Genomic DNA, 20,115 nt, shown 5'->3' with positions numbered 1-20,115 from the left:
CTCGTGCCGACCGACAGAGCCGACTCACCCCGGATCGCCCGGCTCGTCGCCGTCGTCGCAGGAATCCTCGGTGTGCTGCTCTGCGGTGTGGCGCCGTTGCTGCCGGTCACGCAAACCACGGCCACGATCCAGTGGCCGCAGGCAGCCGGCTCGGACGGCATGGTCGGCGATATCACCGCACCGCTGGTGTCCGGCGCCCCGCAGTCGCTCGACGTGACGATCCCGTGCCAGGTCATCGCGAAGCTGCCCGCCGACGGCGGTCTGGTCTTCTCGACGATCCCGCCGGCCGGCATCGACGCCAGCCGCAACGGGCTGTTCGTGCGCGCCAGCGCCACGACCGTCGTCGTCGCGTTCCGTGACACCGTCGCCGCGGTCGCGCCGCGTCCGGCGATCGCCGCCGGCGGCTGCAGCGAGCTGCACATCTGGGCCGGTCCTGGCGGCGTTGGGGCCGATTTCGTCGGCATTCCCGGTGCCACCGGCACGCTGGCCCCCGAGAAGAAGCCGGCGATCGACGGGATCTTCACGGACCTGAAGGTGGCCCCACAGCCGGGCTTGTCGGCGCGGGTCGACATCGACACCCGGTTCATCACCCACCCGAGCCCGCTCAAGATCGCGGTGATGGTGCTGGGCATCGCCTGCGTCATCGCATCGGTGATCGCGCTGGGTGTGCTGGACCGTGCCTCTGGCCGGCGGGTGCCGGGAGCATGGCGGCGTTTCCTGCGGGTCGGGGTGTCCACCTGGCTGGCCGACATCGGGGTGATCGGCGGGCTGCTGCTCTGGCATGTCATCGGCGCGATCTCCTCCGACGACGGGTACAACCTCACCATCGCGCGGGTGTCCGGATCGGCCGGCTACACCGCCAACTACTTCCGCTTCTTCGGCGCCACCGAGGCACCGTTCGACTGGTACCAGTCGGTGCTTGCCCACCTCGCGGCGATCAGCACCGCCGGAGTGTGGATGCGGCTGCCCGCCACCGTGGCCGGCATCGGCACCTGGCTGATCCTGAGCCGCTGTGTGCTGCCGCGACTGGGCAGGCGCTTGTCGCTCAACAGGGTCACCGTCTGGACCGCCGCCGCGGTATTCCTGGCCGCCTGGTTGCCGTTCAACAACGGGCTGCGGCCCGAACCGCTGATCGCGTTCGGCGCACTCGCGACGTGGATTCTGGTGGAGAACGCGATCGCCACCCGGCGGCTGGTTCCAGCCGCCGTCGCCATCGTCGTGGCGGTGTTCAGCGTGACGCTCGCCCCGCAGGGCTTGATCGCCCTCGCCCCGCTGCTGGTGGGATCCCGCGCCGTCGCCCGGGTGATCAAGGCCCGCCGTCCGAACGACGGCCTGCTGGCGCCGCTGGCTGCGCTGGCCGCCTCGCTGTCGGTCATCTTCGTCGTCGTCTTCCGCGACCAGACCCTGGCCGCCGTCGCCGAATCCGCCCGCATCAAATACGTTGTCGGGCCGACCATCGCCTGGTACCAGGACTTCCTGCGGTACTACTTCCTCACTGTCGAAGACAATGTGGAGAGCTCGCTGACCCGCCGCTTCGCCGTCCTGGTGATGATGCTGTGCCTGTTCGGCATGCTGACCGTGCTGCTGCGCCGCGGCCACGTGCCCGGTGTCGCAGGAGGACCGGTGTGGCGGTTGATCGGCAGCACCGCGATCGGCCTGCTGCTGCTGACCTTCACCCCCACCAAGTGGGCCGTCCAATTCGGTGCGTTCGCCGGGCTGGCAGGGGCGCTGGGCGCGGTCACCGCATTCACCTTCGCCCGGGTCGGGCTGCACAACCGACGCAACCTGGCGCTGTACGTCACCGCACTGCTCTTCGCCCTGGCGTGGGCGACATCAGGCACCAATGGCTGGTTCTACGTCGGCAGCTACGGCGTGCCGTGGTTCGACCGTCAGCCGGTCATCGCCCACCAGCCGGTGACGACGATGTTCCTTGCGCTGGCAATCCTCACCGGCCTGATCGCCGGATGGCTGCACTTCCGGATGGACTACACCGGCCACACCGAGGTCAAGAACACCGGGCGTAACCGGGCACTGGCCTCGACCCCACTCCTGGTGGTCGCGCTCATCATGGTGCTGCTCGAGGTGGGCTCGATGACCAAGGCCTTCGCGCAGCGCTACCCGGTCTACACCACCGCGTCGGCCAACCTGTCCGCGCTGAAGTCGGGCCTGTCCTCCGCAAGCTGTGCCATGGCCGACGCCGTCCTGGTCGAACCGGACCCCAATGCCGGTGTGCTGCAACCGGTTCCGGGACAGAAGTGGGGCCAGTACGGCCCGCTCGGCGGCGACAATCCCGTTGGCTTCACCCCCAACGGGATCAGCGACACTCTCGAACCGGCCGAGCCGTTCGTGGCCAACCCGGGCACCGTCAACTCCGACGGCTCACCCAACAAGCCCAACGCGGGTATCGCGTTTGCGGCCGGCACCGGTGGCGGCTACGGCCCGGTCGGCGTCAACGGCTCGCGAGTATTCCTTCCGTTCGGACTGGACCCCAAGACCACACCGGTGATGGGCAGTTACAACGAGAACACCGTTGCGGCCAAGGCGACTTCGGCGTGGTACCAGCTGCCACCGCGCACCCCGGACCGCCCGCTGGTCACCGTCGCGGCCGCCGGCGCGATCTGGTTTTACGACGAAGAGGGCCAGTTCAACTACGGCCAGTCCCTCAAACTGCAATGGGGTGTGCAGCGCCCCGACGGCAGCTTCCAAGCCCTCAACTCGGTGCAACCCATCGACGTGATCGCCCAAAAAGCTTGGCGCAATCTGCGATTCCCGATGGCGTGGGCGCCGCCGGAGGCCAACGTCGCGCGCATCGTCGCCGACGACCCGAACCTGAGCACCGACCAGTGGTTCGGCTTCACCCCGCCGCGGGTACCGGTGCTGCAGACCGCCCAGCAATTCCTCGGCTCGCAGACCCCGGTGATGATGGACATCGCCACCGCGGCGAACTTCCCGTGCCAGCGGCCGTTCTCCGAACACCTCGGCGTCGCCGAACTCCCGGAGTACCGGATCCTGCCCAACCTCAAGCAGGTGGTCGTGTCGAGCAACATGTGGCTATCCGCCCGCGCCGGTGGGCCTTTCCTGTTCATCCAGGGCCTGCTCACCACCGCGACGGTCCCGACGTACCTGAGTGGCGACTGGTACCGCGACTGGGGCGCTCTCGAGCGCTACATCCGACTGGTCCCGTCCGGGCAGGCTCCCAACGCCGTCGTCGAGCAGGGCGCCAAGACGGTATTCGGCTGGAGCCGTAGCGGACCCATCAGGGCACTGCCATGACACAGACTCTCGCCGCCAATGCCCGCGACTCGGCCCGCGACGTGAAGGTCACCCGCTGGGTGGCGATGATCGCCGGGCTGGTGGGTTTCATTCTCTCGGTACTGACCCCGCTGCTGCCGGTGGAGCAGACCACCGCGACGCTGAACTGGCCGCAGGCCGGTCAGCTGAGCAACGTCACGTCCCCGTTGATCTCCCAGGCGCCGGTGTCGCTGACGGCGACGGTGCCGTGCGAGGTGATCCGGTCCATGCCGCCGGCGGGCGGCCTGGTGCTGGGGCTGGCACCGCAGAAAGGCAAAGAGGCAGCGCTGAATTCGCTGTTCGTCAACGTGAGCACCCAACGCGTCGACATCACCGACCGCAATGTCGTGGTCGCCAGCGTCCCGCGGGCCCGCATCGACGGCTGCTCACGCATCGAGATCACCTCCAACAGTGATGGCACGTTCGCCACCTTCGTCGGACTGACCGATACGGCCACCGGCAAGGAGATGCGCAGCGGCTTCGCCGATCCCAACCTGCGGCCTGCGATCGTCGGGGTGTTCACCGACCTGACCGGCCCGGCACCACCCGGGCTGAGTTTCTCGGCGACGGTCGACACCCGGTTCTCCACCACACCAACGGCTTTAAAGCTCGCCGCGATGCTGCTGGCGATGGCCGCCACCGTGATCGCACTGCTGGCGCTGTGGCGACTGGATCGGCTCGACGGACACCGCATGCATGCGTGGATCCCGCAGCGCTGGCGCACCTTCACCGCGGTCGACGTGACCGTGGTCGCAGGCTTCCTAATCTGGCACGTGATCGGCGCCAACTCCTCCGACGACGGCTACATCCTGCAGATGGCGCGGGTCGCCGATCACGCCGGCTACATGTCGAACTACTTCCGCTGGTTCGGCAGCCCCGAAGATCCGTTCGGCTGGTTCTACAACGTGCTGGCGCTGATGACCCACGTCAGCGACGCCAGCATCTGGATGCGCTTGCCGGACTTGATCTGTGCGCTGGTGTGCTGGCTGCTGCTGTCCCGTGAAGTGCTGCCCCGGTTGGGGCCTGCGGTGATCGCCAGCAGGCCCGCCCTGTGGGCCGCGGGGCTGGTGCTGATGGCTGCGTGGATGCCGTTCAACAACGGCCTGCGCCCCGAAGGACAGATCGCCACCGGCGCACTGATTACCTACGTGCTCATCGAGCGCGCGGTCATCTCGGGCCGGCTGACCCCGGCCGCGCTGGCCATCGTCAGCGCCGCGTTCACGCTCGGCATCCAGCCGACCGGTCTGATCGCGGTCGCCGCACTGATCGCCGGTGGCCGTCCGATCCTGCGAATCCTGGTGCGCCGCCGCGCTATCGTGGGCACCTGGCCGCTGGTGCTTCCGCTGCTGGCCGCGGGCACCATCATCCTGACCGTCGTTTTCGCCGACCAGACCCTGGCAACAGTGTTGGAAGCGACCAGGATTCGCACCGACATCGGGCCCAGCCAGGCCTGGTACACCGAGAACCTGCGCTACTACTACCTGATCCTGCCGACCGTTGACGGGTCGCTGTCGCGGCGATTCGGGTTCTTCATCACTGCGCTGTCGCTGTTCGTCTCGATGTTCATCATCCTGCGCCGCAAGCGCATTCCCGGGGTGGCCCGGGGACCGGCCTGGCGGCTGATGGGCGTCATCTTCGCAACCGTGTTCTTCCTGATGTTCACCCCGACCAAGTGGGTGCATCACTTCGGGTTGTTCGCCGCGGTCGGCGCGGCCATGGCGGCGCTGGCCACGGTGCTTGCCGCACCGAAGGTGCTGCGGTGGTCACGCAACCGGATGACCGTCGTCACCGCGGTGCTGTTCGTCCTCGCCCTGTGCTTCGCCACCACCAACGGTTGGTGGTACGTGTCGAGCTACGGTGTGCCGTTCAACAACGCGATGCCGCGAATTGGCGGAATCACGGTCAGCACAATCTTCTTCGCGCTGTTCGCGCTGTCGGCGATCTACACAGTGTGGCTGCACTTCAACACCCGCGACCACGGTGAGGGCCGATTCGCCCGGGCCGTCACCACCGCGCCCATCCCGCTGGCCGCGGGCTTCATGGTGCTGGTGTTCATCGGCTCGATGGCCGCGGGTGTGGTGCGTCAGTACCCGACCTACTCCAACGCGTGGGCCAACCTGCGCTCGTTCTCCGGCGGCTGCGGGCTGGCCGACGACGTGCTGGTCGAACCGGACGCCAACGCCGGCTTCCTGACCCCGCTGCCCGGGGATTACGGCCCGCTGGGGCCGCTTGGCGGCACCAACCCGGTCGGTTTCACACCCAGTGGCGTACCCGAACACATTGTCGCCGAAGCCATTCGGATGACTAACCCACAGCCGGGCACCGATTACGACTGGGACCAGCCGATCAAGCTCGACACCCCTGGCGTCAACGGGTCGACCGTGCCGCTGCCGTACGGGCTCGACCCGGCGCGGGTCGCGCTGGCCGGCAGTTACGTCGGCGGCCCGCAACAGGACGCCACACTGAACTCGGCGTGGTACCAGCTGCCGCCCAACGACAGTGGCCACCCGCTCGTCGTCGTCACCGCCGCCGGCACCATCGCCGGCCGCAGCGTGCTCAACGGCTTCACCGACGGCCAGACCGTCGAACTGGAGTACGGCAAGCCCGGACCGAACGGAGCCCCGGTGCCGGTCGGCCGGGTGACCCCTTACGACCTCGGCCCCGCACCGTCGTGGCGCAACCTGCGGTTCGCCCGCTCCGAGATCCCCGCCGACGCCACCACGGTGCGGATCGTGGCCGCCGACCGGTCCCTCACCCCGGGCGACTGGCTCGCGGTGACCCCGCCGCGGGTTCCCGAGCTGCGGTCGGTGCAGGAGTTCGTCGGCTCCACCCAGCCGGTCTTGATGGACTGGGCGGTGGGGCTGGCCTTCCCGTGCCAGCAGCCGATGCTGCACGCCAACGGTGTCACCGAGGTGCCGAAGTTCCGGATCACCCCGGACTACACCGCCAAGAAGCAGGACACCGACACCTGGGAGGACGGCCGTAACGGCGGCCTGCTCGGCATCAGCGATCTCTTGCTCCGCGCCCACGTGATGTCGACGTATCTGTCGCATGACTGGGGCCGCGACTGGGGCTCGCTACGGCAGTTCCAGACGATCGTCGACGCCCAGCCCGCGCAGATCGACCTGGGCACAGCCACCCGCAGCGGCTTGTGGAAACCGGGACCCATCCGGATCAAGCCCTAATGCAGTAGCGCGGTACTGAAGACGCGTTGAGCAACTTCTGTCAGCGTGGAACCATGGCACACAGCAATACCGGTCGGCCCAGGTCGACCGCGGCCGCGCTCATCGCCGCTGGCGCAATCGTGGCGGCGGCGACCACGAGCATGCCAATCAGTCCGCCCACGTCGTTGACGGCGCCCCGGATCTCCACCGTGGCCGTTCAGCTCGCTGCACTCCCGGCGCCCGTCGATATCGCCCCACCAACTCGCGCGGCGGCGTCGGCCAACGCGGTCGACATCGGCGCAATCCTCGAGAACGCGGTCCGTCGGGTTTTCGCCGGCGCGGGAGCCGGCATCGTCTTCGGCTTCGTGGCCGCCGGAGTGCTGGCGCAAAACGTGATCTACCGGATTCCGGTGGTGGGAATGGCGCTCGCTCCGCTCATCACTGTGATCGCCATCGCCGGCGCAGTCGTGGTCGCCCCCATCGGCGCCGTCCTGGGTGCACTCTCGCTGCTTCCGCGCCCACCGATCCCCTCGCCTGTTGCCGGGAGAAAAGCAACCACCGCACCACACCGCACGGCCAAGGCGGCCTCCCGGCCCGGCCGGCAGATCACGTCAGTGCCCTCGGCCGGTAAAGCGTCAGCGCCGCAACAGAGTTCAAACTCGGCACGAACCGGCGCCGGCACTGCCCGTCATGCCGTCTCGAAGAGAGTCGGGCAGCACTGACCAGATGCTGGTCTGCAATACTCACTAGATCGCCCGTCCAGCCAGGCCGGATGGCACAATCCGCGCATGGCTGAAGACGCAGCAATCGTCGACCCGTTGATGCATGGCCTGCGATCCAAGGGGCTCAAGAAGGGGTCGGTGTCGCTGGTCGGTGCCGTCGCGATCGGTTTGGCGGCCACCGCGCCGGCGTACTCGCTGACGGGTGCGCTCGGGCATGGCGCGGAAGAGTCGGGCTATCAGCTGCCGATCGTCTTCATCATCGCGGTCATCCCGATGTACTTCGTGGCGTTGGCCTACAAGCACCTCACCGACGCCGCCCCGGACGCCGGGACCGTATTCACCTGGGGCTCCAAGGCGATCGCGCCGCACATCGGCTGGATGGGCGGCTTCGCGCTGATGCTGTCTTCCATCCTGGCCGGCGTCGGTGCCGCGGGCATCCTGACCAATGCCACCGCGGTGTGGCTCGGGATGGACGAGTCGCCGGTGTGGTTCGACATCATCGTGGCCACGATCTTCATCCTGCTGACGACCTGGCTGGTCGCCCGCGGCGCGGAGGAGTCGTCGCGCACCACCCTGATCCTGACGATCGTCCAATACGGCGGCCTTCTGCTGTTCGCGATCATCATGCTCGTCGCGGTCTTCCGCGGTCAGCAGAGTCCGGATGCGCAGTTGTTCTCGTGGGAGTGGTTCAACCCGTTCGCAATCCACGACTTCAGCGGCCTGCTCGGCGGATTCCTGGTGGCCATCTTCATCTTCTGGGGCTTCGACGCCTCACTGGCCATGTCCGAGGAGACCTCAGGGACATCGGCACAAGCCGGCCGCAGTGGGGTGACGGCGATCCTGATCACCGTTGTCACCTACGTGATCTTCAGCGTGGCGGCTCTGGCTTTCGCGGGCATCGACCCGAACAGCCCGACGAGCCTGACGAACGAAGCCAACGTCGACGATGTCTTCACCACGCTTGCCACCCAGTCGATCGGAGAGCGCGGCGCGATGATCGCGGCGCTGGTCGTCGGGTTGTCCGCGTTCTCGGCGACCATGTCGACCGTCATGCCGACGGCCCGCGGGCTGCTCTCGATGGCGACCTACAAGGCCATACCCGATCGCTTCGCGTCGGTCAGCGAGGTGAGTTCGACGCCGAAGTTCGCGACCTGGGTGATCGGCCTGACCAGCTTGGCGATCTACTGCGCGCTCGATGTGGTCAGCGACAGCGTGGTGGCGGATTCGGTCTACAGCGTCGGGATCGCGATCATGACCTACTACTCCGTGGTGGCGATCGCCTCGGTGGTCTACTTCTGGCGCACCGCTTTTCGGTCGTGGCGCACCGCGATGGGACAGGTGATCCTGCCCGGCATCGGTGCGCTGGTCCTCATCCCGGTAGGCGTCACCGAGGCCTACTTGATGGCGGACCCGAGTACCGGTTCGGGAGGCTCCATCTTAGGTATCGGCACCGCGTTCGTCGTCGGTGTACTCAGCCTGGCATTCGGCGTGGTCCTGATGATCGTGTGGAACCTCAAGGCCCCGGCCTTCTTCCGCGGTGAGACCCTGCCGAAGGAACGCACCTAGCGGTTGGCGTCAGCCGCCATTGCGGTTGCCGAAACCGTTGGGCCCGTTCTGACGATTCGGTGCCACCGTGACCGTCTGGGTGGCGGTGGCAATGGATGTCGCCACCGATGTTTCAGTCTGCGTTGCCGTTTCGGTGTTGGTGACCGTCTGCGGGTCCTGAGTTGCCACGACGGTCTGCGGTGCCTGCGTCTCGATGACCGTCTGCTGCGGCTGGCCGCCGCCTGAGCCGGAGTTTTGCTGGTGATGAGACGCGGGGGTGGTCGTTGTGGTGGTCGTCGGCGTTGAGGTCACGGTGACGGTCGCCGGCGTCGTCGCACCTTTGGACCCGCATGCCACCGCGCCCAGCACCACCACGGCCGAGAACGAGGCCAGCAACATGCCATTACGTGTATTCACATCGGACATGATCAGTTATTGACGCGCCGAAATGCCATGTGCCACATCCGCGGAGGTTCGTACAGTCCGCTGTCAATAAACTCCATGGCACCTGTAAATCGGGCAAATTTGTTGAGACTGAATCGTTTTCGATACGTTACTACTCCCTCAGGCCGCGCCCATCGACATCACAGCCGACACAAATCCGTGCCCCATAGCGTCATCAACGAAAGGCATGTGAGCAACGAAACGGAGATTGACGATGAACCTCAAACGCATGGTGCTCGCCTCGACGGCAGCCGCCGGCATCGGCGCCGCCGGACTGTTCGGGCTGGGAATCGGCACCGCAAGCGCCGATCCCGGTTGCGGTGGGCCCGGACCCCAGCAGTGCCAGGGACCCAACAACGGGTGGAACAACGGGCCCAACAACGATGGGCATAACAACGGACAGAACAACGACTGGCACAACGGCCCCAACAATGGACCCAACAACGGCCCGAACAACAACTGGAACAACGGGCCGGACGACTGGCACAACCGCAACGTCGACCAGGCACGCCAGGACCACCAGCCGTTCAACTGGAACGGTCAATGGGTGCAGCCGATGCCGGCCGGAAACGGCCCCGGCTGGGGCTTCTGGTTCCTGGGGCAGTGGATCCCGCTGTAACCACGCCGATGGCGCGATCGGCCGACGCCCCCGTCGGCCGATTGCGCTCTAGCCCGATCCGGTCAGCAGCTTCTCCGGCTGCAGCGACCACACGGTGGTCACGGCCCCGGCGGTGGCGTGCGCGCAATACGCAGGCGCACCCTTCTCGCTGACGGCCGCCGCGCCCATCACAGCGCAGTTCGCGCCGATCACCACGACTGGCAGGTCCATCCGGCCCGACACGGCGGGTGGCGGTGACGCGGTCCGCGGCGCCTGGGTGGTCGCGGTGTTGTTCACGTCGCGGTTGCCTAACAACAGCGAAAGCCCCGCGGCCGCGCCTGCGAGGACGACGAGGGCACCCACAAGCGCCGGGATCAGCAGCCGGCGGCGCGACGGCGCTGCCTCCGGTTTGGCGTGCCGGGCCCGACGCGCTGCCTTGACCTCGAGAGCCTGGCTGGTCACGTCGCTCGCGTGGTGTTCCCGTTCGGCGGTGCCAAGGCCGCGCTCCAACGCTCGGGCGAAGTCGCCGCAGCGCTTGTATCGCTTGCCGGCATCCTTGGCCAACGCCTTGGCGAAAACTGGGCTCAGGCAAGCTAACTCGGGCCGCTTCGCACCGATGGCGGGCGGCTCGGAACTCAGGCACTGACTGATGACGATCGCCGGATTGGTGTGGGTGAACGGCGGCATGCCGGTCAGCAGGTGGTAGGCGGTCGCGGCCAGTGCGTATTGGTCGGCCTGCCCGCCGACGTTCTCACCCTTGAGCTGTTCGGGGGCGGCATAGGCGACCGTTCCGACCGTCATGTTCGTCCCGGTCAGCTGACTCGTCTGGCCCATCCAGCGGGCGATGCCGAAGTCGGCCAGCATGACCCGCTTGTCGCCCGAGCCGGGAACCCCCAGCAAGATGTTGGCCGGCTTGACGTCGCGGTGCAGCAGACCGTGACCGTGCGCGTAGTCGAGCGCGTCGGCAATCCCGGAAATGATGCGCACGACCTCATCGGGTGGCATGCCGTACGGATAGCGCTCGGCCAGCAGACGGGATGCGTCGGTGCCGTCGACGAACTCCATCGCGATCCAGAGCTTGTCCTCGAACTCGCCGCGGTCGTAGATCGTCACGATGTGCGGGTTCGACAGCGTGGCGACCATGTCGGCCTCGAGGATGAACCGCTGCCGGTACTCCTCGTCGGAGCTGACCGCGGATCCGAGCACCTTCAGCGCGTCGTTCCGTGGCAGCCGGGGGTGCGCGGCGAGGTACACCTCACCCATGCCTCCGGCCCCCAGCGTCCGCAGAATGGTGTAACCAGCAACAACCTGGCCGTCAGCTAACGGCATTGGGGCATCTTAAAGGTCGATGTGCCGATTATCGAACCGGAGCGCCAGGGCTGGGACGGTCGTAAATCACCCGGCTGCCCAGCACGATGTCCTGCGCCGACCGGCGCTGCCGATCGACGGCGACCCACAGCAGCCCCACCGGGAACAGCACACAGGCCAACGCCCGCAGCGCCGCGACAGCAATCCGTAGGGGTTTGGCATGCCGGTCCACCACGCGAACGCCCAACAAGACCGTGCCCACCGTCCGGCCGGACACCGTCCAGCACCCGGTCAGGTACAGCACCGACACCGCCAGCGTCACCGTGGTCGAGAAGATCAGGTTCGGCGCGGGGAACCGGAACGAGGCCGGATTGGCGATCAGCGTCGTCAGCGCCAACCCCACATAGAGAGCACCCATCGTGACCAGGACGACCAGGATGTCGACGACAGCGGCAAGGCCTCGGGACACGATGCCGGCATTGGTCACCGGGGTTCCTGGGCGCCCGGTTCCCGCCCGAGCATCCGGTCGACGAAGCCGGAGATCATGTCGTCGGCCTGTGCGGTTTGGGAGCGAACATCCGTGATCACCTCGGCGGTGATGCTTCCGGTGGACTCGCGGATGATCGCGGGCAGATCGACTCCGTCGATGATCTGGTCTGCCAGCCCGATCAGATCGATACGCGCGATGATCGCATCGATGTCGACATCGGTCACGATCGCGTCGATGTCGACGCTGTCGCGGACCAGTGCCGTCAGGTCGATCTGCTCGATAACAAGCTCAGCGATCTTGGTGAGCACCGCGACGCTGGCCCGGGTGGCTTCCACCCGCGTCGCTCGCAGCGGGCCGCCGATCAGCGGAAGTCGTTCCCAAAACACTAGGCGCCGACGGGCGCGGGTGCGCTCGCCTTGAGCGAGGCCAGAGCGGCCACGCTGAGCCTCGCCAGTTCGTCGGCCTCGGCAACGGTCAGTGCGGATGCGAAGATCTGCGCCATCCGCCGGTTGGTGAGCTCTTCGACCTCGTCGTACACGTCTTGCTTGCCCGCCGCGTCGACGAAGGGCGGCTGCCAGCCCATGAAGGCGGCGTAATCCGTCCCGTGGTTGAGGATGTGCGCCTCGACGGGACTCATCCCCGAGATCGTGAGGGCATTGAAGTGCACCGCAGCCCGCAGTTCCCTGAGCACGAACATCACCTGCAGCGCCCGCGCGCACGCGTCGTCGGCCAGCGGCATGGCTCGCCAGCCCGCGTACAGCGGCAGGCCGGGTTCGGGCGCCTCCGCGATCACCTTCTCGCCCAGCGTGGCAATCCGGTCCAGGCCCTGCGTCCCGCTCAGGTAGGTCCGGGCGAAATTGGCGAGCTGATCCCAGTAAAGGCGGCAGCTCTCCGACGCGTCGTGCACGGCGACGCCCGTTTCCCAGCACGCCCGCGCGAGGTTCGGTTCGAAGACGGCGAACACCGCAGTGACGGTGGTGCCGGTGGCATCACCGAGCACCCCGCCGCGACCCGCGAAATACGCCGCGAACGGGTCGGGGTAGCCCGCGGCCAGGCTCTTCTCAAAGGTGTCCGGGTTCAGCATGAAGACACTGATGGCCTCGCCGATGGCCGCCCCGGCGGCGCGGATCGCGTCGACATCGATATCGCTCATGGGGGCTGAGCTTACGGAGTCAGGTCGTACACAGTGTCGGATCCGACGGTCTTGGGCGTGAAGTGGGCGGCCACCCACGCGGTGATGTCGGCGTGCTGGCCACCGCGGCCGGGCCCGCCCTGATTGCCGGGCGCGATGTAGTAGCCGATCTGGTGATTGGCGACGTCAGCCTGGAACTGAGTCAGTGAGGGAACCGGGTCACTGCCACCGAATCCGCCGATGGCCATCACCGCGGTGTTGGTCGCCAACTCCAGACCGGCCGCAGCCGACGATCCGTTCACCGCTGCCGACCATTTCGTGTTGGTCGCTTCCAGCAGGCCGTCCAGCTCCACATTGTCCTGATCCTGGTCGTGACGGCCATGCCCCGACGCGCCGTTGCGCGCCGGCTGCGCCGGGCCGACCTGGGCCATCCCGCCGTCGTGCGACTGGCCGATCGTGGCGAATGTGTAAGCGGCCGAGCCGGTTGCGCCGGCGAGGACGCCGAGGGTCAGTGCTGCCGCTGCCAGCCGGCGCCGGTGGGTACTCAGTGCCACCAGCAGCACGACCGTCGCGACGACGGCCACTGCCAAAATCACCCAGCGCAACGCGGGTGCCCAGTCCCCGTTGCGTCCCAGCAGCCACCAGCTCCACAGGCCGGTCATCAAAATCATTGCCGCCAAGCTGATTCGGCCGAACACGCGGTCGCGGCTGCGCCACATCTCGCGGCCTCCGATCGCGACCAGCGCAACCATCGCGGGCACCACCGACAGGCAGTAGTACGGGTGGACCATTCCCTTCATGTAGCTCAAGACGAGGCCGTCGACCAGCAACCAGCCGCCGAAAAGCACCGCCCCGCCCCGGATCAGGTCGGTTCGCGGCGCACGAGCGCGCACCACCAGGACGAACACCAGTCCGAGCAACGCCGCGGGCAGCAGCCAGCCCATCTCGAAGCCGAACTCACCGGTGAAAAGCCTTGCGAGGCCGGGATTCTGCCGACCCATACCACCGAAGCCGCCGAAGCCGCCGAAGCCGCCGTGCTGGCTGAGGCCGTCGGTAGCGGACACGCCGACCCGCGCGTGGGTAGGAACGGGACCGCCTGCACCCGGGCCACCGGCGTGGTTACGCCCGAGAATCCGCGCCAGGCCGTTGTAACCGATCACCAGGTTCATGAAGTTGTTGTCGGTCGAGCCGGCCAGATACGGCCGGGACGAGGCCGGCCACATCAGCGTCAGCGCGACGAACCAACCTGCCGACAACAGGCAGGCGCCGACGGCTGCCGACAGATGAACCAGCCTGCGGCGCAGCGACGTCGGCGCGACGACGAGGTAGGCCAGGCCGATCGCTGGCGCGACCATCAATCCCTCGAGCATCTTGGCGAGGAAGGCGAAACCCAGAGCGGCACCGGCCAACATGATCCATTTGAGGCTGGCCCGCTCCACCGCCCGGACGGTGCAGTAGGCGCCGAACATCATCAGCAGGACCATGACCGCGTCGGGGTTGTTGTAGCGGAACATCAACGCCACGACCGGAGTCAGCGCGAACGCCGCGCCGGCGAGCAGGGCCGCCGCTGTCCCCGAGATCCGGCGTACCGCGCCGTAGAGCAGGGCCACCGCACCGACTGCCATCAGCGCTTGCGGTACCAACATGCTGGCGCTGCTGAACCCGAAGATCTGGCCGGACAGACCCATCACCCATTGGGACACCGGCGGCTTGTCCACGGTGATGAAGTTGGCAGGATCGACCGACCCGAACAGCAGCGCTTCCCAGTTCTTCGAGCCGGCCTGCGCCGCACCGGCATAGAAGCCGTTGCCCATCCCGTTGATCGTGATGTTCCACAGGTAGGTGATGGCCGTGGCCACCAGCAGCGCGCCCAGCGCGATGCGCCGCCAGGCCGTGCCGGACAGCCCGAAGCGGCCGGTCACCGGCGAATCCGCACCGGCGCTCACGGTGCTGGGCAGGGAAAGTGTTGCGGTCATAGGACCCATTACTCCAGCCCGACTCCGGTCCAAGCTTGGTAAATCTTTTGAGTCAGCTATGAACCCAGGCGCTGGGTGATCCAGGGCAGCGAGTCCACGAACGCCTGGGCGGCGAACTGCCAGGTGTGATAGCCGACGTACACCCGCAGGGTGCAGCTGATGTGCACCGCCACCGCTGCCGCGCACAAGTCAGGGAGCGCGCCCTTCTCCCGGAATTGGTCTTCGTCTCCGTGGCCGCCGAAACCCACCGGCGCCAGGCGTTCCTGGGGGTGATCCGGAAGGTTTTTGGTCTTGTCGTCTGGTGGTTCCTGCGAGTCATTGAACAGGCCCGCGACGCCGATGTACGGCCCGTGCCTGCTCATCACGGTACGGGTGTCGAAGGCGTCCCACATGGCGGCATTGCCGGCGTAGAGACGGTCGATGGTCTGCTGCTTGTCTCCCGAGTTCGGGCCGCGGTCGCCGCCGATGTCCACGAAACCGGCGAAGAGTTGCGGATGCATGACCGCCAGATTCATCGCGCAGGTCCCGCCGGCCGACCAACCGACGACCGCCCAATTCGACGCGGCGGTCGAGGTCCCGAACGTCGAAACAACGTACGGTCGAACCTCTTTGGTGAGGTGGTCGGCGGCGTTTCCACGTAGGCCGTTCACACACTCGGTGTCATTGTTGAAACTGCCGCTGGAATCGGCGAACACGAATACCGGGGCGTTGCCGCCGTGCGCCCGGGCGAAATCGTCGATCGCGGCCACCGCATTCCCGGTGCGGATCCAGTTCGAGGGGTTGCCGAATTCGCCGCCGATCATCATGACGGCAGGCAATTGTGGCGGCGCGGAACCGGCGAACCAGGCCGGCGGCAGGTACACGTATTCGCTGCGATGCTTGAACCCGCTGACCGTGTCCGGTGTGTCGACGACCAGCACCTTGCCCGTCACGGGGTGGGTGTTGCGTAGCGCTGGCAGGTCGCTCTCGTTGATCTGGTCGGGCAGCGGCCCCGATGTCAGGTCACCCCAGGCGCGTTGGACGGACGGGTAGTAGCCGACCCACTGATTGAGAACGACGAGCGTGCTCAGCAGTGTCAGCGGGATCGCCAGTAACGACACCGCGCGGCGGCGCCACGATGCGCTGGTCCAGCCAAGAATCGCGACCACGATCGCCACCGCGGTGACCGCGGTCCAGATCCACAGCTCAAGCGGTGCCGGATTCGAGGCCAGGCCTTGGGAATCCATCCAGGCCCGGGCAGCGAAGGAAACGGCGACACCGACGACCACTGCTACCGGCACCCACAGCAGCCGCCACCGCCGGGATCGCCACCCCAGCGCCACGATGACGGCCACAACCGTCACGATCTCGATCGTCGTCGGCAGCCAGCCGCCCAGGAGCGACACACCATGGCCGAACTTGCCGAAGTCCGGGTCCGGCAACCGCGGCATGAAGATCGGTGACGGGACCGTAGGTGTCGGCGTCGGCCCATTCGGCGGCACGGGACAAGGGTGCGACACGAGGCTGTACACATGGTGTCAGTCAGCTGTCCACCGCGATTTCGCAGCCGCGGCATAGCGTCCACTTACGTCGGGACCGTTGACTTGGTGCCATGGCAATTCAACGGAACTCCCCCAAAAGCAGTCCTTTCGTTCTGGTTTCCGAAGCAGGATCCGACCGCGGATCCGCATTGGCTCGGTCACTGCTGGCGGCCGGCAATCGAGTAGTGGCCATGGACCGGAACGCCGCAAGTCTGGTGCGAATTGGCCACGGCTACAGCAGCGATCAGTTGTTGCTGGTCGCTGCTGATGTGACCCAAGCCGAACAAGTGATCGCCCGTGCGCACGCACACTTTGGTGCAGTGGCTCCTAGTCTTGCGCTATGCGCCGCCTACCGTCGATCCTCGGCTGCCTAGTCCTGGTCGCGGCATGCGGCTCGCCGCCGGCCCCCGAGGTGGGGTCGTTCCGCACACCGCCGATGGGGTGGAACTCGTGGAACTCCGGAATCCCGCTGAGCGAAAAGACCGTCGAGCAGACCATCGATGCTCTGGTGTCCTCCGGGATGCGCGACGCCGGCTACCGCTACGTCAACCTCGACAACGGCTGGTCGGCCCCCCGTCGCGACGCGGACGGCAATCTGCAGGCTGATCCCGCGCGGTTTCCCGGCGGTATCGCCGCGGTGGCGAAGTATGCCCACGACCGCGGAATGCTGCTGGGCCTTTACGCCAGCCCCAGCTACCAACTCTGCGGACTTGGGCCGGGCGACACCAGCGAGGGCCACGAGTCGGCCGATGCGGCGACTTTCGCACGGTGGGGCGTCGACTATCTGAAATATGACTGGTGTAGCGCCGATACCGACCACTCGCACCAGGTCAGCGCCTTCACTGCCATGCGAGATGCACTGCGCGCCACGGGAAGACCCATCTTTTACAGCATCAACGCCAACGTGTCGGGCGGCCCCGACGCCAGGTCTGACTACGACTGGTCGGGGATCGCCGACATGGCGCGCACCACCATCGACCTGGTTCCGTTGTGGCGCAGCACGTTCGGCAACGCCGGTCCGGTGTTCGGAATCAAAGAGCAAGTCGATGCCGCCACCCCGCTGGCGCCCCGCGAACGGCCAGGCTATTTCAACGACCCCGACATGCTGGTCGCCGGCATCTCCTGGCCCGACTTCGTGACCAGCCACCCGGGGATGTCCGAAACCCTGGCGGGTCAGGTCGGGCCGAGCATGACGGTTGACGAGCAACGCACCCATGTCTCGCTGTGGGCGATGATGGCTGCACCATTGCTGGCCGGCAACGATATTCGCTCGATGTCGCAGGAGACTCGCGACATTCTCACCAACCGCGACATCATCGCCGTCGACCAGGATGGGCTCGCCGTGGCGGGCCACCCGCTCCCCCAGGACGGCCGGGTCATGGTCAAGCCACTCGCCGGCGGCGCGGTTGCCGTCGCGTTGGTGAACCCGGATTCGCAGCCGGCTTCGATCACCACTACCGCGATAGCCGTCGGCCTGCCCCAAGCCGCCTGCTATCGCGTGCGGGACCTGTGGACCCACATCGACAGCACCACAACGGGTGACCTGCGGACCGGGCCCGTCGCACCGCACGCGGCAGTGGTGGTGCGGGTCGAATCAGGTTGCGGCTAACCGGTTTTGGTCAGGTTGACCGTCACCGGTATGCCATTGAGGGCACCGTTGCCGGACGGCTCGTCGAGGAACGTCGGCGGCGACAGGATGTTGGTGTTGACGCCGGGCGAGCCGTTGGCCACCGACATCCGGGTGCCGGGCTTGCCGTGCCCCCAGCCGTGCGGCATCGACACCACACCGGGTTTGATGGCCTCGGTCACCTCGACGGGCACCTCGATGCGTCCCGCCGACGACCGCACGGTGACGGTGTCGCCCCCAGATACCCCGCGACTGGCGGCGTCCTTCGGATGCATGAGCAGCGTGCACCGGTCCCGACCCTTCATCAGCGCCGAAACATTGTGCAGCCATGAGTTGTTCGACCGCAGGTGGCGCCTGCTGACCAGCACCAGTTCGTCGGGCTCCCGTTCCAGGCGGCGGGCAAGGCGCGGAACGTCGTCGAGCAGATACTGCGGCGCCAGCCGGATCTTCTTCTCGGTGGTGTTCAGGATCTCGGGGACCTGGGCGATCATCGGCCCGAAGTCCAGTCCGTTGGGGTGTTCTTTCAGTTTCGCCAGGCTCAGCCCGTCGGGGTTCTCACCGTAGCGATCGCCGAACGGCCCGGTGCGCAGCGTCAGATCCAGAATGCGTTCCGGACCTCCCGCCGGACCGGTGGAGTTGTAGTGACTTCTGATTTCCGCGCCGTCGAGTCCCTGGGTGAAGCACAGGTAGTCGAAGAAGCCGTCGTCGATGGCGGCGACGTCGACGTCCTCGGCCGGCGTCCCCGCGCACAGGCCGGTGAGCCGTACCAGGATCTCCCACTCCTCGGGCCGGTCCGGGTCGTCGGGGGTGAACACCGGTGCCGAGTAGTTGGCGATGCTGCTGATCGCGAACATCAGGATCAGGTCGTCGTGGTGCGGCTGCTCCAGCGGCGAGAGCCCGGGCAGGATGACGTCGGCATGCCGGGTGGTTTCGTTGAGCCACAGGTCAACTGCGATCATCGCGTCGAGTCCGGGCAGCAGCTCGTCGAGGCGGTGGCCCTGCGGCGTGGACAGCACCGGATTGCCCGCCACCGTGATCAGCGCCCGGATCTGGCCTTCACCCGGAATCTCGATCTCCTCCGCGAGACACGACACCGGCACCTGGCCGAGCACTTCCTTGGCGCCGCGCACCCGAGTCTGCCAGCGGCCGAACTCGGGCAGCCCGCCCTCCAGCCCCGGCTGTGGCTGGGCGGTGACCGTCCACGCCGCGGGACGGGGAAACATCGCACCGCCGGCGTTGTCGAAGTGGCCGGTGAGGATGTTGACCACGTCGACCAGCCAGCTGGCCAGACTGCCGAACTCCTGATTGCACAAGCCGATTCGCCCGTAGACAACGGCTCTTTCCGTGCCCGCGAGTTGACGGGCAAGTTGTTTGATGCGGTCGGCGCCGATGCCGGTCACCGACGCGACGCGCTCCGGCGTCCAGTCGGCGGCAGCCTCCCGCAACGTGTCGACGCCGTCGATGTGCTCAGCCAGCCGGCCCAACCGGACCAGGTCCTCGTCGAACAATGTATGGACGACGGCCAACAGTAGGGCCGCATCGGTGCCCGGGGTGATCGGCAGCCACTCGTCGGCCTTGGCGGCGGTCGCGGTGCGCACCGGGTCGATGACGATCACGGTGTCGATGCGCCCGATGATGCCCATCACGTCCGGGGCGGCCAGCAGCGAACCCTGCGAAGCCGCCGGGTTGGCACCCATCACCACCAGCAGATGGGTGCGCTCGATATCGGGCACCGGGAAGCCCCACCAGTTGCCGTACATCAGGTGCGAAGAAAGGTTCTTGGGCCACTGGTCGACGGTGCCGGGCGAGTAGCTGACCGGGATGCCGGACATGCCGAGCAGCACGCCGGTGTAGCGGCCAAGGGAGAACGAGTGCGCCAGTGGGTTGCCGGTGTAGCAGGTGACCGCCCCGATGCCATGCTCGGCGATCACCGGTGCCAGCAGTTCGGTGCAGCGCCGGAACGCCGCATCCCAGCTGACCTCCTGCCACTCCCCATCGACCTTGATCATCGGGGCCCGGACCCGGTCGGGGTCCTCGTGGATGGCGCCCAGCGACGCGCCCTTGGGACACAGGTGCCCGCGGCTCCAGACGTCGTCGGGGTTGCCCCGGATACCGGCGACGCGGCCCTCAGAGACCTGAATCTCCAAGCCGCACATGGCCTCACACAGCGGGCAGGTGTAAACGTGGCGGCCATCCTGGCCGGTGGGGGCCAGGACGATGTGCTCGGTGGTCACCAGGCCACGGTAGTTCGGCGAGGCCCCCGGCCAGCCAGGTTTCGTCAACTTTGACAAAACAGTG

14 protein-coding genes are annotated in these 20,115 nt (G+C 67.1%); 6 read left to right on the top strand and 8 right to left on the bottom strand.

The features are described from left to right. Positions 1-3: 3 nt before the first annotated feature. The 4 genes from SLQ31_RS02085 (at position 4) to SLQ31_RS02070 (ending at position 8,743) form a co-directional block, all read left to right on the top strand. Positions 4-3,273: an arabinosyltransferase domain-containing protein gene (locus tag SLQ31_RS02085; protein ID WP_319429224.1), complete on the top strand. Its 3,270-nt coding sequence runs from the start codon at positions 4-6 to the stop codon at positions 3,271-3,273. Continuing rightward, complete coding sequence (locus SLQ31_RS02080; protein ID WP_319429222.1) at positions 3,270-6,476, top strand: arabinosyltransferase domain-containing protein; 3,207 nt, start codon at positions 3,270-3,272, stop codon at positions 6,474-6,476. The genes SLQ31_RS02085 and SLQ31_RS02080 overlap by 4 nt, the downstream gene beginning before the upstream one ends. A gap of 53 nt (positions 6,477-6,529) precedes the next feature. After that, on the top strand, positions 6,530-7,177 hold the full coding sequence (locus SLQ31_RS02075) for a hypothetical protein (RefSeq protein ID WP_319429220.1): 648 nt from the start codon (positions 6,530-6,532) through the stop codon (positions 7,175-7,177). Positions 7,178-7,243: 66 nt separating this feature from the next. After that, a complete protein-coding gene (locus tag SLQ31_RS02070) occupies positions 7,244-8,743 on the top strand; it encodes an APC family permease (protein ID WP_319429218.1) in 1,500 nt (499 codons plus the stop codon). A gap of 9 nt (positions 8,744-8,752) precedes the next feature. Here SLQ31_RS02070 and SLQ31_RS02065 read toward each other — a convergent pair whose 3' ends face one another. Further along, positions 8,753-9,139, bottom strand: a complete 387-nt coding sequence (locus SLQ31_RS02065; RefSeq protein ID WP_319429216.1) for a hypothetical protein — start codon at positions 9,137-9,139, stop codon at positions 8,753-8,755. 241 nt (positions 9,140-9,380) lie between these two features. Between SLQ31_RS02065 and SLQ31_RS02060 the strand changes: the two genes are divergently transcribed. Continuing rightward, entirely contained in the window at positions 9,381-9,785 is a 405-nt protein-coding gene (locus tag SLQ31_RS02060; protein WP_319429215.1) for a hypothetical protein, read from the top strand. Between the two features lie 48 nt (positions 9,786-9,833). On the opposite strand, the gene SLQ31_RS02055 is transcribed toward SLQ31_RS02060, so the two are convergent. The 6 genes from SLQ31_RS02055 to SLQ31_RS02030 are packed head-to-tail and all read right to left on the bottom strand — an operon-like array spanning position 9,834 to position 16,151. Then, positions 9,834-11,093 (bottom strand): serine/threonine-protein kinase, encoded by a 1,260-nt coding sequence (locus tag SLQ31_RS02055; RefSeq protein WP_319429213.1) that lies wholly within the window; start codon positions 11,091-11,093, stop codon positions 9,834-9,836. Between the two features lie 28 nt (positions 11,094-11,121). Then, on the bottom strand, positions 11,122-11,559 hold the full coding sequence (locus SLQ31_RS02050; RefSeq protein ID WP_319429211.1) for an RDD family protein: 438 nt from the start codon (positions 11,557-11,559) through the stop codon (positions 11,122-11,124). Next, positions 11,556-11,897: a hypothetical protein gene (locus SLQ31_RS02045; RefSeq protein WP_319429209.1), complete on the bottom strand. Its 342-nt coding sequence runs from the start codon at positions 11,895-11,897 to the stop codon at positions 11,556-11,558. Before SLQ31_RS02045 ends, SLQ31_RS02050 begins: the two co-directional genes overlap by 4 nt. 50 nt (positions 11,898-11,947) lie before the next feature. Beyond that, complete coding sequence (locus SLQ31_RS02040; protein ID WP_319429207.1) at positions 11,948-12,715, bottom strand: SCO6745 family protein; 768 nt, start codon at positions 12,713-12,715, stop codon at positions 11,948-11,950. A gap of 11 nt (positions 12,716-12,726) precedes the next feature. Next, on the bottom strand, positions 12,727-14,670 hold the full coding sequence (locus SLQ31_RS02035; RefSeq protein WP_319429206.1) for a glycosyltransferase family 39 protein: 1,944 nt from the start codon (positions 14,668-14,670) through the stop codon (positions 12,727-12,729). Positions 14,671-14,726: 56 nt separating this feature from the next. Then, on the bottom strand, positions 14,727-16,151 hold the full coding sequence (locus SLQ31_RS02030; protein ID WP_319429204.1) for an alpha/beta hydrolase: 1,425 nt from the start codon (positions 16,149-16,151) through the stop codon (positions 14,727-14,729). A gap of 379 nt (positions 16,152-16,530) precedes the next feature. On the opposite strand from SLQ31_RS02030, the gene SLQ31_RS02025 reads away from it, so the two are divergent. Beyond that, a complete protein-coding gene (locus SLQ31_RS02025) occupies positions 16,531-17,799 on the top strand; it encodes a glycoside hydrolase family 27 protein (protein WP_319429202.1) in 1,269 nt (422 codons plus the stop codon). Here the strand turns inward: SLQ31_RS02025 and SLQ31_RS02020 are convergent. Next, entirely contained in the window at positions 17,796-20,051 is a 2,256-nt protein-coding gene (locus tag SLQ31_RS02020) for a molybdopterin-dependent oxidoreductase (RefSeq protein WP_319429200.1), read from the bottom strand. The genes SLQ31_RS02025 and SLQ31_RS02020 overlap by 4 nt on opposite strands. Positions 20,052-20,115 lie beyond the last annotated feature (64 nt).

The organism is Mycobacterium sp. RTGN5, assembly GCF_033804465.1.
In the GTDB taxonomy this organism is placed as follows: Bacteria; Actinomycetota; Actinomycetes; order Mycobacteriales; family Mycobacteriaceae; genus Mycobacterium.
This window is presented reverse-complemented; position numbering and strand designations above follow the sequence as displayed.